This window comes from Ignavibacteriales bacterium, assembly GCA_016709155.1.
Lineage (GTDB): Bacteria > Bacteroidota > Ignavibacteria > Ignavibacteriales > Ignavibacteriaceae > JADJEI01.
The window spans coordinates 14,077-27,933 of sequence record JADJEI010000003.1; the positions used below are offsets into that span (position 1 = coordinate 14,077).

A 13,857-nucleotide genomic window follows, 5' to 3' on the forward strand; every position below is an offset into this window, starting at 1 on the left:
TTAAATTTTAATTAAATGAATAAAATCTTTATGTCTAAGATATAATTTTGATTGTAAATTCTTTAAGTTCACCCTTGTAGATTTTAACAATTATAAAATTATTGAAAGTATTTTATGGAACATTCTGCTCAGGTTGAAATACCCCTTCTAAGCTTATTACCTTTTATTTTAATGCTTTTATCAATTGCTGTTCTCCCTTTGTTCTGGAATCACTTTTGGGAAAAAATAAAAATAAACTTTATGTTGCAATAGTACTCAGTATTCCGGTAATCATCTATTTACTGGCAAATAATTTTTTTCATCAGTTAATTCATACGATGCTTTTTGATTATGTGCCGTTTTTAATATTGCTTGGTGCACTTTTTACAATAACAGGCGGAATTCTTTTAACAGGAGACATAGAAGCTAAACCTAAAATCAACACTCTCTTTTTAGGAATTGGTGCGGTACTTGCGTCACTAATGGGAACAACCGGTGCTGCAATGTTATTAATTCGTCCGGTAATTCAAACGAATAAAGAGAGAACTTTTAAAGTCCATACAATTTTATTTTTTATTGCAGTAGTGGCTAACTGCGGGGGCTTATTAACTCCACTTGGGGATCCGCCATTATTTATGATGTATCTGCGAGGTGCGCCATTTACATGGTTTTTCCATTTAGCACCTGAATGGTTTGTTACAAATGCACTGCTATTAATAATCTATTTTTTTGTTGATACTTATTATTACAAGAAAGAACCTGAATCAGCAATAACGAGAGATGAATCCAACATCAGACCGATAAAGATTGAAGGCAAAAGAAATTTTATTTTCTTGATTGGAGTAGTTTTGGCGGTCGCCTTTCTTAATGAACAATATCTTTCTTTTATCAATATTAATCCTTACTTCAAGTTTATAAGAGAGGCTGTAATTGTTTTGATGGCATTTTTATCAATGCAGTTCACTCCAAAACTTTTACGCGCATCAAACAACTTTACCTGGCATCCGATTGAAGAAGTTGCATATTTATTTTCGGAATATTTATAACGATGGTACCCTGTCTTTATATCTTGAATCTAATGCAAAACAACTTGGTGTTGAGACAGTAAGTCAATTTTATTATTACACAGGATTACTCAGCAGCTTTCTTGATAACACTCCAACCGCTGTAACGTTTCATTCCCTTGCTTTAGGACTTGGAATTACTGAGGGAACTTTAGTGGCAGGAATTCCAGAATTATTATTAAAAGCTATATCGACAGCAGCAGTATTTTTTGGTTCGATGACATATATTGGCAATGGCCCAAACTTTATGGTTAAAGCTGTTGCGGAAGAGAATAATATTAAGATGCCCGATTTTTTCAGTTATATGTTTAAGTTTTCAATAGTAGTGCTTTTACCAATTTTTATTTTAGTTCAATTACTTTTTATTTAAAAAGAAAAGAAAAGATGTATTCAAAACCATTTCACCCCTGGCATAATGTTAGCCCTGGTAAAGATATACCAAAAACTGTAAACGGAATAATAGAAATACCTAAAGGTTCAAAAGGTAAATATGAACTTGATAAAGAAAGCGGATTATTAAGATTAGATCGCGTACTTTATTCATCAGTTCATTATCCTGCTAACTATGGATTTATTCCACAAACATATTGTGATGATAAAGATCCATTGGATATTCTTATAATCTGTTCAATTGATGTTGATCCGCTTTGTATTATCGAAGCAAAAGTTATCGGGGTTATGCAACATGATTGATGATAACGAGCAGGATGATAAAATTGTTGCCGTGGCAAATAATGATATGGCAGTTAATTACATAAATGATATTTCAGAACTGCCGCCGCACACAGTTGTTGAGTTAAGAAGATTTTTTGAGGATTATAAAAAAATTAGAGCACAAACAGGTTATTGTTGAACAGTTTCTTGGAGAGGAAGATGCCTATAAAATCGTTTATGAGGCAATTGGGCTTTATATGAGAAGATGAAAGATAGTTTAATAAAGTAGAGGTGTATAAGCTACGTTTCTACAATATTTTCAATCAAATAAACTTTATCATTTCGTCTAACAAGAGAAGGAATTTTTAAAGTTATTTCATCTCCTCTTTTTGCAGATGATTGATCTTTATCATTTACAATCATCCTTCCTAAAATAATTTCAATCACTCCGGTTGTTTCACCGATAATTAAAAGTTTATCTTCAATTTTTATCTCGCCTGATTCTAAAAAAAATGATGAGCAACTTGCGGTTCTTGAAAATAATTAGGACTTTGCCCACATAAACTTTTCTTGTGGTTGCTTTACTTCCATTAACTCCAGCGTACTCCTCTGATGAAGGAATCCCGAAATAAAATCCAGAGGAGAAACCACGGTTATAAACTTTTTCAAGTTCGCCAAGAAATTCTTTTTTCTTCACTTCATTCAATCCCCCCTCAAAATAAAGATCTATCGCCTGCCTGTAAATTGAAACTGACTTAGCAACATATTCCGGCGATCTTTTTCTTCCTTCAATTTTAAATGAATTTATTCCGGCTTCAATTAACTGATCAATAAATTCAATTGTGCATAAATCTTTTGGTGACATCACATAATCTTCGCCAATGATAAGTGATTTATCAGTTGCAGAATCAATCACTTCATATTCTCGTCTGCAAGGCTGAACACACTCGCCGCGATTTGCACTTTTGCCAAATAAATGGTGACTCATAAAACATCTGCCACTAACCGCAATACACATTGCACCGTGAACAAATGCTTCAATCTCTAAATCAGTTTTGCACGAATCTTTTTTTATTTCTGCTAACGAACACTCACGCGCCATAACAATTCTTACTGCCCCCATTCTTTTATAAACATCAGCAGCAAGTGAATTTGAGATTGAGCTTTGCGTGGAAATACAAAATGGAAATTAATGTTTATAACATAAATCAGCAACGGCAAGATCAGAACAAATTATTCTATTAACTTTATTTTGTTTGGCTGCAATAATTATTTCTTCAAGTTCAGCAAGTTCTTCTTCAAAAACAATTGTGTTAAGAGTAAGATAAGTTTTTACTTTATGTTCTTTGCAAAATGAAACTACTTTGGAAAGTTCATCAAGAGTAAAGTTTGCAGCCTTTGCACGCATATTAAGTTTATCCAAACCAAAATAAACAGCATCCGCACCATTGCTAACAGCAGCACGCAGCATTGTCCAATCCCCTGCAGGTGCCATAAGTTCGGGTTTGGTTGAGGTGGTTGATAGTTTGCTATGATTCTGATTCATACAGGTTAAAAAGAATAGAACACAGATTCCGCAGATTGAGCTGATCAGCGCAGATCTGCCTAATCTGAGTTATCTGCGTTCTATTGCGTTAAGCTTTTTCTTCCCAAACTTTTGCAACTTCAACAATTGTTTTAACTGCCATTTCCATATCCTGAATTGCAACCCACTCAAGTTGAGAATGGAAACTATGCTCGCCTGCAAAAATATTTGGTGTCGGCAAACCCATAAAAGATAAACGCGAGCCATCCGTACCGCCGCGGATTGGGTGCATAATCGGTTTAATTCCTAATCTTTCCATTGCTATAATGGCGTAATCATTAACGTGCGGATGTTTATCCAAAATTTCTTTCATATTTCTGTACTGCTCAATAACCTGAAATTCCATTCTTGCGCCGGGGTATTTTGCAACTGTTTCCTCCGCAAGTTTTTTTAGAAAATCCTCGTAGTCTTTAAGCTTTGATGTTATAAAGTCACGGATGATGAATTTTAAAGTAGTGAGTTCTTCATTGCCATTAAAATATCCGCAATGAACGTAGCCTTCACGCGCATCAGTTGTTTCAGGTGATAACGTATCTTTCGGCAAACTATCGATAAAGTGAGAAGCTATTTTGATAGAATTTATCATAATATTTTTTGCATAACCGGGATGAATATTTTTGCCAAAAAATTTTATTACAACTGCATCGGCAGAAAACGTTTCTGTCTCTAATTCGCCTTTGCTTGATCCATCAATAGTATAAGCATACTTTGCTCCAAGTTTTTTCAAATCGATTTTTTCAGTTCCTCTTCCAACTTCTTCATCGGGAGTAAAGCATATTTTAAGATCACCATGTTTTACTTCCGGGTGGGTAAGCATGTAATTAACTGCATCAACAATTTCTGAAACACCCGCTTTGTTATCTGCACCAAGTAAAGTAGAGCCATCCGTAGTAATGATATCGTATCCAATCATATTTTTTAGATCAGGATTATCATCAACAGAAATAACCCAGCCGCCGTTTTCAAGTTTAATATCCCCACCCTGATAATTTTTTCTGATAATAGGATTTACATTTAAACCAGTTACAGCAGGAGAAGTATCAACGTGAGCAATAAAAGCAATAGGGTCAACTTTTTTATTTGTGTTGGATGGAAGAGTCGCCATTACATATCCCCACTCGTCCATATGAGCATCTTTTAATCCCAATGCTTTTAATTCTTCCGCAAGATTTTTAGAAAGAATTTTTTGCTTTTCAGAACTTGGAAATGAAGTTGATTCTTCATCTGATTGAGTGTCGTATTTTACATACTTTAAAAATCTATCTACACAAGTGAATTTATAATTTGCATCGAACATATTAACCTCAAGTTTTTAGTTTAAGAAAATTTGCTTCAATTAATTTTAATGATTTTAACTCTTCTATTTTTGCTCTGCCTTCTTCGGTTTTGTTATCGGCAATAGGGAATTCCTTACCAAGCCCGACAACTTCAAACCTGTTTTTCATAATCCTTTTGATACAAAATAATTTAAAACGGATTCGGCACGCATAAGAGATAATTTTTTATTCCCTTCCGCAGAACCGACATTATCAGTGTGTCCTTCTATTCTCCAGCGGCTTAATGGATTTTCCTTCATTGATAGAACTAATTTGTCAAGTTCGGCGTAAGCGGTGGGTAATAGCTGAGCGCTGTTAAACCCAAAATTGGTCGCACCGCTAAGGGTTACTCTTTAATTTCCTCTTTTACAATTTTCGGCTCGACAACAGTGCATCCATTCTGATCTATCTTATCACCAAGTGGTGTGTCCGGACATTGGTCGAGAAAATCCGGTAAGCCATCTTTATCCGAATCAATCAGACAGCCATTTGCATCAACCTGAACATCATAGGGAGTGGCAACACTTATCAAGATAATCCGGAACGCCATCAGCATCACGATCAAAGGACAGCCAAATTCATCAACCTCAACTCCAAAGGGAGTATTTGAACACAAATCCATATAGTCGGGGATATTGTCTTTGTCTGAATCAAGCGGGCAGCCGTCTTTATCAACTTTAACTTCTTTTGGCGTTGTGAGACATTGATCGAGATAATCCGGTACCCCATCCTTGTCTCCGTCAAGAGGACAGCCAAACTCATCAACTTTTACTCCGGCTGGTGTATTTGGGCAAACATCTTTCGAGTCAACGACACCATCATTATCAATATCATTTTGCGTAAAAAATGCATAAGATAATCCAGCAGACAAAGTAAAAAATATGTCGTTGCTTTTTCCGGATGCAATATCATCAAGAAAATCATTTGGACTTATCTGCACACCGCCGGCGAGATTAATAGTTGTGTTATCAGTAATCAAAAATCTAAAGCCTAATTCACCGTTATAATTTAATTCATTTTTCTTGTAAACATCTGCAAGATTATTCGGCAGTTTTTGATCGGCTTCGCCTTTTGGATCAAACCATAAATTTGAAACACCCCCAAATAGATAAGGAAATACTACTTCACCCAAAGAAAATGCGTAAACAATTCCACCACCAAAGAATCCAATTTTAGTTCGAAAAATAGTTGGAGTAAATCTCGTATCCTCTCCCGATATAAATCCACCGCCCCCAAACGCTCTTAAGCCGAAAGAACTTTTTGTTGAAGAAGCAAAGAAGTATTCGAGAGTTGCTCTGCCGAAATAATCAAATCCACTGCCCTTAAAGTCAGTGTATTCAAGTGTCGAACCTCCTTCAAAAGATAAAACAAGTGTACCCGAAAACGGATGATATAATTGATTAGAAATTTTTTGTGAGTGAACTGAAATAGAAAAAATTACAGCAATAATAAAAACAATTCTAAAAAACAGATTCATAGATTTCCTTAATTTTTGAATTATAATTTAAATTTAAGGTTATTTACGTGTAAATTAAAATAGAGGATTATTTGTATATAATAAAAAAGCTGCACGAGGCAGCTTTTAATAGTTTTATTTCATTATTATCATCTTCTTAGTTTCAATAAAACTGCCTGACCGTAGTTGGTAGTAGTACACTCCGCTGGACAGGCTGATAGCCTGTCCCACATTAAATTCTACTTCGTAAGTGCCAGGCTGTTGTGGTTCATTTACGAGTGTGGCTACTTCGTTGCCAAGTACATCGTAAACTTTCAATTACGATAAATGTCACCCTTCGACAGGCTCAGGGTGACAGTGGGAATTGTATATTTAATTTTGTTGTTGGATTAAATGGATTCGGATAATTCTGCTCCAATGTAAATTCTGTTGGTGAATTTATTTCCACTTCAATTGTGCTTGAATATTCAAACGTTCCATCAAAGTCTAATTGTTTTAATCTGTATTGATATTTTCCTGCAGGAAAATTTTCATCAGTGAAAGAATAACTCTTTGGTTCGGTAGTAGTCCCAAATCCGGGAACGAAAGCAATTTGATTCCAGTCCTGATTGCCGACTGAAGATTGAGGGCTGCCGACTTGTTTTCTTTCTATTTCAAACCCGCTGTTATTTGTCTCCGTTGCTGTTTGCCAGTTTAGCATAATAGTGTTTTGCTCTGCTGCGGCTGTGAAGGATGTTAGCTCGACGGGGACTATGTCGGAGGCTATTCTAACGAGATAGACCTGAGACCTGTACCCAGTTGATATAACTTTCCTCCTGTATCCAGCTAAAATGTAGTCTCCATTCTTTGTTTGTTTGACTGATTGAAACCCATCAGTTCCATCTGAAACATAAGTTATTTGCTCTGGGCTCGGAGGCTGGTTAAATAACTTTTGCCATAATACATTTCCGTCGCTGTCGGTTCTAACAACAAATCCAACTGCTACACAATCAAAACAGCTAGATTGACCAGCAATAATATACCCCCCATCTGAAGTTTGATCTACAGAGTATCCAACATCGCTATCATTTTCATAATCAATGTCCTTTGACCATACTTCATTACCAAGTGAATCTGTTTTTACAAACCAAACGTTTGAAAATTCACCTACACTTAATAGACCAGTTATTACAAATCCATTTTCGTTCGTATTATTAACTGAATTAAACCAATCACTACCAATTATACTAATGTATCGACTTGTCCATAGAGTATCTCCATTATCATTTAATTTTAATAACCATCCCTCACAAGATGCATAGCCGTTACAATCGAATGCACCTGCTGCAATAAAATTTCCATCATCTGTTTGTTTTATTGAAAATATTCTTTCATCATCTACATCAGTTCCATAACTCTTCTCCCAAATCATATTTCCTACTGAATTGGTTTTTATTATCCAAACATCTGCATCTACAGGCCAGGCATCCTTTTCACCAGCCATAATAAATCCGCCGTCTGCTGTATTATCCACCGACCAGCAGATGTCATCATTTACTCCTCCAAATGATTTTGTCCACAGTGTATCACCAAGTGAATCGGTTCGAATTAAGTAATAGTCTAACCCACCTGCACCGAATGATTCTGTTGTTCCTCCTATTATAAAACCACCATCATCTGTTTTTTTCATTGAGTAGCCATATTCGTCTCCATCACCTCCGTAAGTTCTAGTCCAAAGAGTGTCACCCGTTTGGAATCAGTCCGCAGAAGCCAGACATCGTAATTAGTAACCGGAATAGATTTAGTGTAACCCACAACAGCAAACCCCATCCCATAGCTCTTCAACATCATACGCAACATCAGTACTATCTCCACCCACTACTTTTGTCCAGAGCGTTATTGGTTCCTGCCCGAATAATAGATGACCTTGCAACGATAACACATAGAATAAAACCAGGACCAATATTTTTTTTATTTTCATTTCATGCTCCTAATCTTCAGGGGGTACAAGATTGTTACATACAAAGTGAGATACGTGAGAGTCAATTATCATTTTAATAAAGAGTAAACCAAGAACTGCAATGAACAAAAACGTCCTTATAAAGAAAGTACTCATAATAAACCTCGAAAAAATAATTATTGAATAAATCAGTTATTTTTTATTTCTGCTAGATTTGACTACGGGCAGAGAACGAGATGAAATCTTAACAGAAAAATTCTCGAACCATCTTACAAAGAGAAATTGATAAAGTCAATCGCACGAATGTGGTATTTACAAAGATGACATCCCGATAGACGGGATGTCATCGTTTAGGAAGAGGGAAATTATTTCAATAGAAGAATTTTCTTTGTTAGTCTTGACCCCGGTGTGATCAGATTGATAATATACACTCCTGAGCTTAGTTGAGAAGCATCGAATGTAAACTTCTGTATGCCTGAAACTATCTCACCATTGTAAAGTTCTGCAACTTGCTGACCGAGCAAATTAGTAATTTTTAAAGATACATTTGTACGGACCGGAACAGAAAATTCAATCGTCGTGGAAGGATTAAACGGATTGGGATAATTCTGATAAAGCACCATTTCTTCGGGAATTATATTTCCACCATTGTCAGCAGATGTGAGATAGAACGTCAACTCAATACTATCAACCATGGGATTTGCAGGGTCAACACTAAACTCTTTACTAAAAGCATCTGAAAAACCTATTCTTTGAGCAACAAGTTTATATGTTCCTTGGGGCAGAAAGCCGATATCGAAAGTTCCATCAATTTGCGTGAATCCATAATTGTAAATTAAATTATTGGTGACTGACTGGGCATAAAGTATAACATCAGCGGGAACAAAACTTTTACCCGGCATAATATTTACGAATCCACTTCCTTTGCCCCCTCCAAAGGAAGAGTCTCTTAGCAGAGCTTATATTTTCCCTGTCACGGGAGAATCAACTAATACTGAATCAGCTAATTGCCAAAATACCGTTGAAGTTGGATCACCATAACGAAGGGACAAAAAAATCCGAGAAAGCCTTGCAAATAGTAGTAGCCAGGATTTATAATATTTTTTACACTAAAAATCCTTGATTATCAGTAAACACTGTGTAAATATTATCCGGCATCGGAACATCGTTTAATTGAATCATTTTACTCGGGTTATGCCCCCTGTACGAATTACAACAATTCGCCCTGAGGGAAAACCGAGACACTATCAATTACCTGCCCGGAAGAGATTGATTAGTTTCGAGCATTTTGGATAATGTAATATTAATATTTACTGTTGAATCAGCTTCCAGTATTATTTCCTTTGCATAAAATGGTGCAAACTGACCATCATAAAATCCAACATAGAAGGAATCTTTCTGCGCTGCGATGGTAAACTCTCCGGGCGGAAGCATGCAAGAAAAATTACCATTAATATCAGTAAAAGATTTTTTAAGGATATAGTTACCGCCGTATATAATATTGACTTCGGCTTCGGGAATTGGATTAGTTCCATCAGTAATAATACCTTGAATTATTCCGGTGCTTTGAGCATCATACAAAAAATCAATTTTAATGTTAAGTCCTCAATCGGTTCTTCTCCATTATTATAAACAAATAGCGTGTCAGTAGTATCGAAGGAAGAGATATAATAAAACCCGATAAGGATACAATCCATTTTTACGGAATCGCTGCATCAATTGATTTGGACTTGCCAAGGTATCCATCAAATCTAGGAAAATCATTTATGATTATACTGGATTGAATCTATTACTAACGGCTGATCGCCTTCATTAATTAAATAAACCGATTCAAACCTTTTGAAAATATCCTCAAATTCAAATTTCTCCCGGCTCGATGTCTGGTTTAGGCTGAGCCAATAAAAAGAATTAAACTCAAGTAGTAAAATCAAAAGTTTTTGAAAATTTTTCATATCAATTAATTAATAATTTTAAGATTTGTATTTTTTGTTTAGTAAGTTTACGCATTAAAAAGTGACAAAGAAAATTGGCAATAGATAATTTAAATTACATAAATTTTAATCAAAAAGAACTTGATGAGTTGTTTCGAGCTTCTTTGTCTGGAGACTCCAAAGCGTTTCGAACACTCTCGGTTCATGTCCGGAATATTGCTTTTACCTATTTCCAATCTAAGCAGCGCCAGGGGAAAATAATTAATACTGATGATGTTGACGATCTAACAAACAACGTTTATTTGGCATTTGCCGAGCAATATCAAAAGGTGGAGAACCTTGAATTCTGGCTTAGAAGAGTACTTTTTTTAAGTTTTATTAACTGGTATAAAAAGAATAAAGCTAACCGAACTTTCGAGTTAGAGGAAGCCCGATATCTTCACGATACAAGTTCTAACCCGGATCACTCAATTGATGCAGAAAAAATTAACCAATTATTGACACTTGCAGGAGACAAACAAAAATTATCCGAATGCGATTTTATGAAGATTTGAAATTCAGTGATATAGCAATTGAGTTAAACAAGTCAGAAGACGCTATAAAAAAATGTTTTATAGAACTCCGGTGAACTAAGAGGCAAAATTTTAAATTGTCACCTTTGGGAATTAAAATAACTATTGTATTGTGAAAAATAAAATTATAATGAACAACTTTGAATACATCCTGATTTACTCCAGAAAAACTCGCTTAGCGAAGTCGAAAAGATTAAGCTTGAGGAAATTCTTAAAAATGACCTTGAGTCTAAGGAATTTTACAATACCTACATCAAGTTGGGTAAAGCACTAAAGAAATCCGACCATATCTCGTTTGACGAATTGAAAATTTTATATTAGTCAAAAATAATCTTGAACCGGAAGACCAAAATATTCTAGCTAAAATTCCCTGGATTGAAGCCCATCTGCAAGAATGCGCCGCTTGCAAAGATCAGTTCACAATGATCAATTCCGAATATGCCGATGTTGAAATTTCCTAACTGACAAATTCGCCACAAATTCAGATAAAGCTTTTATTCAAATTCTAAAAAGCTCCTTTTTAGAAAGATGAATCCGCAATATTATGCGTTCGCCGCAGTGCTGTTAATCGGCGTATTATTCGGATCATTATTTTTAGTTTCAGAATTAGCAACACTCCTCGGCTTTCAAACACTTGCACATCTCTCGAAGATAAATCTGATTTCTATATTAGCAGAGGAAGAACTACTGATTATTTTCAGGGAAGCATTAGCGCTCTTGATAATAAAGATTACAACGCAGCCATTTCTTATTTAAAAAAGATATTCAAGAAAATTCTAACAGCGAAACAATTTTTATATACACTATGTTTAGATTGGTTTACTCTTGAAATTGCTGAAAGTGATTTCATAGGCTTATTTCCTTCATATAATAAATCGAATGCAAAGGATGGGTTGAAAAATCTCCAACTGTCAATTGAGAAAAACCTTTCCGGTAAATATCAGAATCTCTCAATGAATGCACATTTTTATATCGCAAAGGCCTACTTGATGTTTGACGATAAAGAAAATGCAAAAAAATATTTGGAAAAAGTTATTGAAGAAAAAGGTAGTAAAATGATTGAGGCTGAAAATATTCTGAGTGATTTGGAGTAGTCTGTGTTTAATGATTATACAAGACATCCATATTATTGCTGCTGATATTTTCCTTTGTTTCAGCCCGCCGATAAAAATTTTCCGTTTCCGGAAAATAACGACTTAAAAAAAACCGACAAATTTTCTGCTTCAGATTCGATTTACAAATCTGTAATTGCAGCCAATTGAATGTTGAACTGTTAAAATCTTATCAGAGAATTATCCTCAATTCTGATATTAACTTCAAATCCATGAAAAACAAAAATTAGAAACAATTACCCGATGGTTTTGAGAAGTCATTTTTGCTTGCAATGATTTCCAAACGCGATGGAAATTACGGAACAAAATATCTGACACCCTCTATTCAAAACTCTCAAATCATCAGATTTTTCCCCTTATTACGAAGAGCTTATTTTTTTGCATCTGATACCGATAGATTATCAATGCTTGATGCAAAACTTAATGGAGATAAATCCTTCGACTAATCGTTCGATAAAATATTTTGCCCATTTTATTAATTCGGCAAAAGGAAAGTACAAAGACGCAGAAAAAAAATTTATAACTCAGTTAGTTGTTAGATGATCTTCCACAAATTACGAATTGTTTTTTCACTATTCATTCTTGCAGAGGAGTCTTGGAGATTATCAATTAAAAGTTGCAGTAATATAAATAAAGCCATGAAGCTGGCTGAAAAAGACAAATGGTTTCAAATAAAAGCAGCTCTTTCCAAAGGTTCGTTGTATTTTCTTTCAGGCGAAAATGAAAAAGCATTGACAGAATATGAAACTGCATTAAAACTTTCACAAAAAGCCGGCGATAGACAAAATGAATCCAAAGCCATGGTTGATGCTGGAACCATGTTGGACATGAATCGCGAAGGAAAAAGCAAGAGGGTATTTCAATAAGGTAACAACGATTTCAAAGAGTATTAACGATAATGAAAATCTCGCATTCGCTTATTCTGAACTTTGGCGTACTCATTTTCTTCACAAATGAATTAATTGATGCGAAAGAGAATTACAAACGCAGCTATCAGATTTATAAAGTCTTGGAAATAAAATGAGGTTGTCATTTTTATCCGATAACCTCGGAAGAATTCATCTAAACATATTTGACTTTAAATCTGCACTAAATACTACAAAGGATGGGGGGAATTTGCGGTGATAACAAAAGAGCGTTTGCATTAAATCTTACCGGAATAGCCGAGTGTATTTAATCTATCAAACTACAGCGAAGCATTAAAATACTACTGCAAGGCACAAGAAATAACTTCCGATATAAAGAAATTGATTTGTCTTCTGATAAATTCAGCTCGGAATTCTTAACTTTAACCTTGAAAGATTTTCCGGTCGCTCCAATTTTGAAAAAGCATTTTCCGAAGTGAGGAGGCGGGAAACCTTTATACTTGACTTTATAATAAATCTGGCATTGCTTCATTCAAATTAGACAGCCTTGGCAATGCAAATGTTTTGCAAAATCAATTACACTTCTAAAAGATAAATCTAGCCTTACACTGAAACGCTTCTGGTACACTCGAAGACATTGCTTGGTTTATTCTGAATCGGATCAAATCTATGATATGCTCGAAACTATTTCTATTGCAAAACTCCGTATCTAAATATGGCTTCGATAATATTCTTTCCGAAGCACAGTTAATAGAAGGGAATAAGCCCATTCCAAAAGAAAAATAATTTTAACGAAGCAAAAAATAGTTATCTGTCTTCTGAATATTTTACGCAGGTTAAATGGTGCTAATTCCAAATTGAAGCACTGCATTCATTAGGAAATTTATTTCGTCGAACACAGTTTGAACGAAGCTGCTGAATCTTATTTCAAGTCTGCTGTTAAATTAATTGAGGATGTGTCTCCTGCCCTTGTTTGAAGAAAATGAAGTACAGATTTTTTATTTTTCATCTAAAGCTGAAGTATATAACTCTTATGCAAATCTGCTTGTTAAATCAGAAAAGATTTGAGAAGCATTTGAATTGATTGATCACTCAAGATCGAGAAACATACCAGAACCTGAGCAATATCAAGCTTCAGGCGGCAGTTGGCAGCGATTCCTTGTTAGAAAAATTTGATGAATACGAGTGGCTGATCTATCCTCAGCTTCTTTCGAGAAACGAGATAGACTCGGTTAAAATTCAACCTTTGCCCTCTTTAAAGCAAGGAAATCGTAAAAGACTGATCCATCATTAGCAAAATACTTAAACTTGACAGCAGTCATTCAATTAAAAATATACAGAATGGTCTTTCAGAAAAAGAAAACTTCATTTCAATTTATTCTA

General features: G+C 35.0%; 15 protein-coding genes and 4 pseudogenes. 9 read left to right on the plus strand and 10 right to left on the minus strand.

Translation table 11 applies throughout. From position 1 onward, the window contains the following. The first annotated feature begins 114 nt into the window (after positions 1 to 114). Positions 115 to 1,413: pseudogene (locus IPH11_10045) on the plus strand (sodium:proton antiporter). Between the two features lie 14 nt (positions 1,414 to 1,427). After that, positions 1,428 to 1,966 (plus strand): annotated as a pseudogene (locus IPH11_10050) (inorganic diphosphatase). 212 nt (positions 1,967 to 2,178) lie between these two features. Here the strand turns inward: IPH11_10050 and IPH11_10055 are convergent. The 10 genes and pseudogenes from IPH11_10055 to IPH11_10100 all read right to left on the minus strand — a co-directional run bounded on the left by IPH11_10055 (position 2,179) and on the right by IPH11_10100 (position 9,574). Then, on the minus strand, positions 2,179 to 2,874 hold the full coding sequence (locus IPH11_10055; protein ID MBK6913973.1) for a U32 family peptidase: 696 nt from the start codon (positions 2,872 to 2,874) through the stop codon (positions 2,179 to 2,181). A 12-nt stretch (positions 2,875 to 2,886) separates the two neighbouring features. Continuing rightward, on the minus strand, positions 2,887 to 3,243 hold the full coding sequence (locus IPH11_10060; GenBank protein ID MBK6913974.1) for a hypothetical protein: 357 nt from the start codon (positions 3,241 to 3,243) through the stop codon (positions 2,887 to 2,889). Positions 3,244 to 3,331: 88 nt separating this feature from the next. Next, entirely contained in the window at positions 3,332 to 4,579 is a 1,248-nt protein-coding gene (pepT, locus tag IPH11_10065) for a peptidase T (protein ID MBK6913975.1), read from the minus strand. Positions 4,580 to 4,586: 7 nt separating this feature from the next. Beyond that, on the minus strand, positions 4,587 to 4,727 hold the full coding sequence (locus IPH11_10070) for a hypothetical protein (GenBank protein MBK6913976.1): 141 nt from the start codon (positions 4,725 to 4,727) through the stop codon (positions 4,587 to 4,589). After that, positions 4,724 to 4,927, minus strand: a pseudogene (locus IPH11_10075) (OmpA family protein). Before IPH11_10075 ends, IPH11_10070 begins: the two are co-directional and overlap by 4 nt. A gap of 17 nt (positions 4,928 to 4,944) precedes the next feature. Continuing rightward, positions 4,945 to 6,075, minus strand: a complete 1,131-nt coding sequence (locus IPH11_10080) for a thrombospondin type 3 repeat-containing protein (protein MBK6913977.1) — start codon at positions 6,073 to 6,075, stop codon at positions 4,945 to 4,947. Positions 6,076 to 6,189: 114 nt separating this feature from the next. Beyond that, positions 6,190 to 6,754: pseudogene (locus IPH11_10085) on the minus strand (T9SS type A sorting domain-containing protein). 965 nt (positions 6,755 to 7,719) lie between these two features. Then, a complete protein-coding gene (locus IPH11_10090; GenBank protein MBK6913978.1) occupies positions 7,720 to 7,908 on the minus strand; it encodes a hypothetical protein in 189 nt (62 codons plus the stop codon). A 450-nt stretch (positions 7,909 to 8,358) separates the two neighbouring features. Beyond that, positions 8,359 to 8,895 carry a T9SS type A sorting domain-containing protein gene (locus tag IPH11_10095; protein ID MBK6913979.1) on the minus strand — a complete coding sequence of 179 codons (537 nt, stop codon included), beginning with the start codon at positions 8,893 to 8,895 and terminating at the stop codon, positions 8,359 to 8,361. 349 nt (positions 8,896 to 9,244) lie between these two features. After that, on the minus strand, positions 9,245 to 9,574 hold the full coding sequence (locus IPH11_10100) for a carboxypeptidase regulatory-like domain-containing protein (GenBank protein ID MBK6913980.1): 330 nt from the start codon (positions 9,572 to 9,574) through the stop codon (positions 9,245 to 9,247). A gap of 445 nt (positions 9,575 to 10,019) precedes the next feature. Between IPH11_10100 and IPH11_10105 the strand changes: the two genes are divergently transcribed. From IPH11_10105 to IPH11_10135, 7 genes are all read left to right on the plus strand, one after another. Further along, entirely contained in the window at positions 10,020 to 10,478 is a 459-nt protein-coding gene (locus tag IPH11_10105) for a hypothetical protein (protein MBK6913981.1), read from the plus strand. Then, entirely contained in the window at positions 10,457 to 10,552 is a 96-nt protein-coding gene (locus IPH11_10110) for a hypothetical protein (protein MBK6913982.1), read from the plus strand. The genes IPH11_10105 and IPH11_10110 overlap by 22 nt, the downstream gene beginning before the upstream one ends. Before the next feature lie 472 nt (positions 10,553 to 11,024). Next, positions 11,025 to 11,252 (plus strand): hypothetical protein, encoded by a 228-nt coding sequence (locus tag IPH11_10115; GenBank protein ID MBK6913983.1) that lies wholly within the window; start codon positions 11,025 to 11,027, stop codon positions 11,250 to 11,252. Positions 11,253 to 11,389: 137 nt separating this feature from the next. Then, positions 11,390 to 11,590, plus strand: a complete 201-nt coding sequence (locus IPH11_10120) for a hypothetical protein (protein MBK6913984.1) — start codon at positions 11,390 to 11,392, stop codon at positions 11,588 to 11,590. 281 nt (positions 11,591 to 11,871) lie between these two features. Further along, positions 11,872 to 12,054, plus strand: coding sequence for a hypothetical protein (locus tag IPH11_10125; protein MBK6913985.1), 183 nt, complete (start codon positions 11,872 to 11,874; stop codon positions 12,052 to 12,054). Between the two features lie 192 nt (positions 12,055 to 12,246). Next, complete coding sequence (locus tag IPH11_10130; protein MBK6913986.1) at positions 12,247 to 12,474, plus strand: hypothetical protein; 228 nt, start codon at positions 12,247 to 12,249, stop codon at positions 12,472 to 12,474. Between the two features lie 1,084 nt (positions 12,475 to 13,558). Then, positions 13,559 to 13,768: a hypothetical protein gene (locus tag IPH11_10135; protein ID MBK6913987.1), complete on the plus strand. Its 210-nt coding sequence runs from the start codon at positions 13,559 to 13,561 to the stop codon at positions 13,766 to 13,768. The last annotated feature ends 89 nt before the right edge of the window (positions 13,769 to 13,857 follow it).

Excerpts from the sequence above, each read along its gene's own strand:
- IPH11_10080 (MBK6913977.1), bottom strand. The coding sequence starts at position 6,075 with ATGAATCTGTTTTTTAGAATTGTTTTTATTATTGCTGTAATTTTTTCT.
- IPH11_10070 (MBK6913976.1), bottom strand. The coding sequence starts at position 4,727 with ATGAAAAACAGGTTTGAAGTTGTCGGGCTTGGTAAGGAATTCCCTATT.
- IPH11_10060 (MBK6913974.1), bottom strand. The coding sequence starts at position 3,243 with ATGAATCAGAATCATAGCAAACTATCAACCACCTCAACCAAACCCGAA.
- IPH11_10130 (MBK6913986.1), top strand. The coding sequence starts at position 12,247 with ATGAAGCTGGCTGAAAAAGACAAATGGTTTCAAATAAAAGCAGCTCTT.
- IPH11_10115 (MBK6913983.1), top strand. The coding sequence starts at position 11,025 with ATGAATCCGCAATATTATGCGTTCGCCGCAGTGCTGTTAATCGGCGTA.
- IPH11_10095 (MBK6913979.1), bottom strand. The coding sequence starts at position 8,895 with ATGCCGGGTAAAAGTTTTGTTCCCGCTGATGTTATACTTTATGCCCAG.
- pepT (MBK6913975.1), bottom strand. The coding sequence starts at position 4,579 with ATGTTCGATGCAAATTATAAATTCACTTGTGTAGATAGATTTTTAAAG.
- IPH11_10110 (MBK6913982.1), top strand. The coding sequence starts at position 10,457 with ATGCGATTTTATGAAGATTTGAAATTCAGTGATATAGCAATTGAGTTA.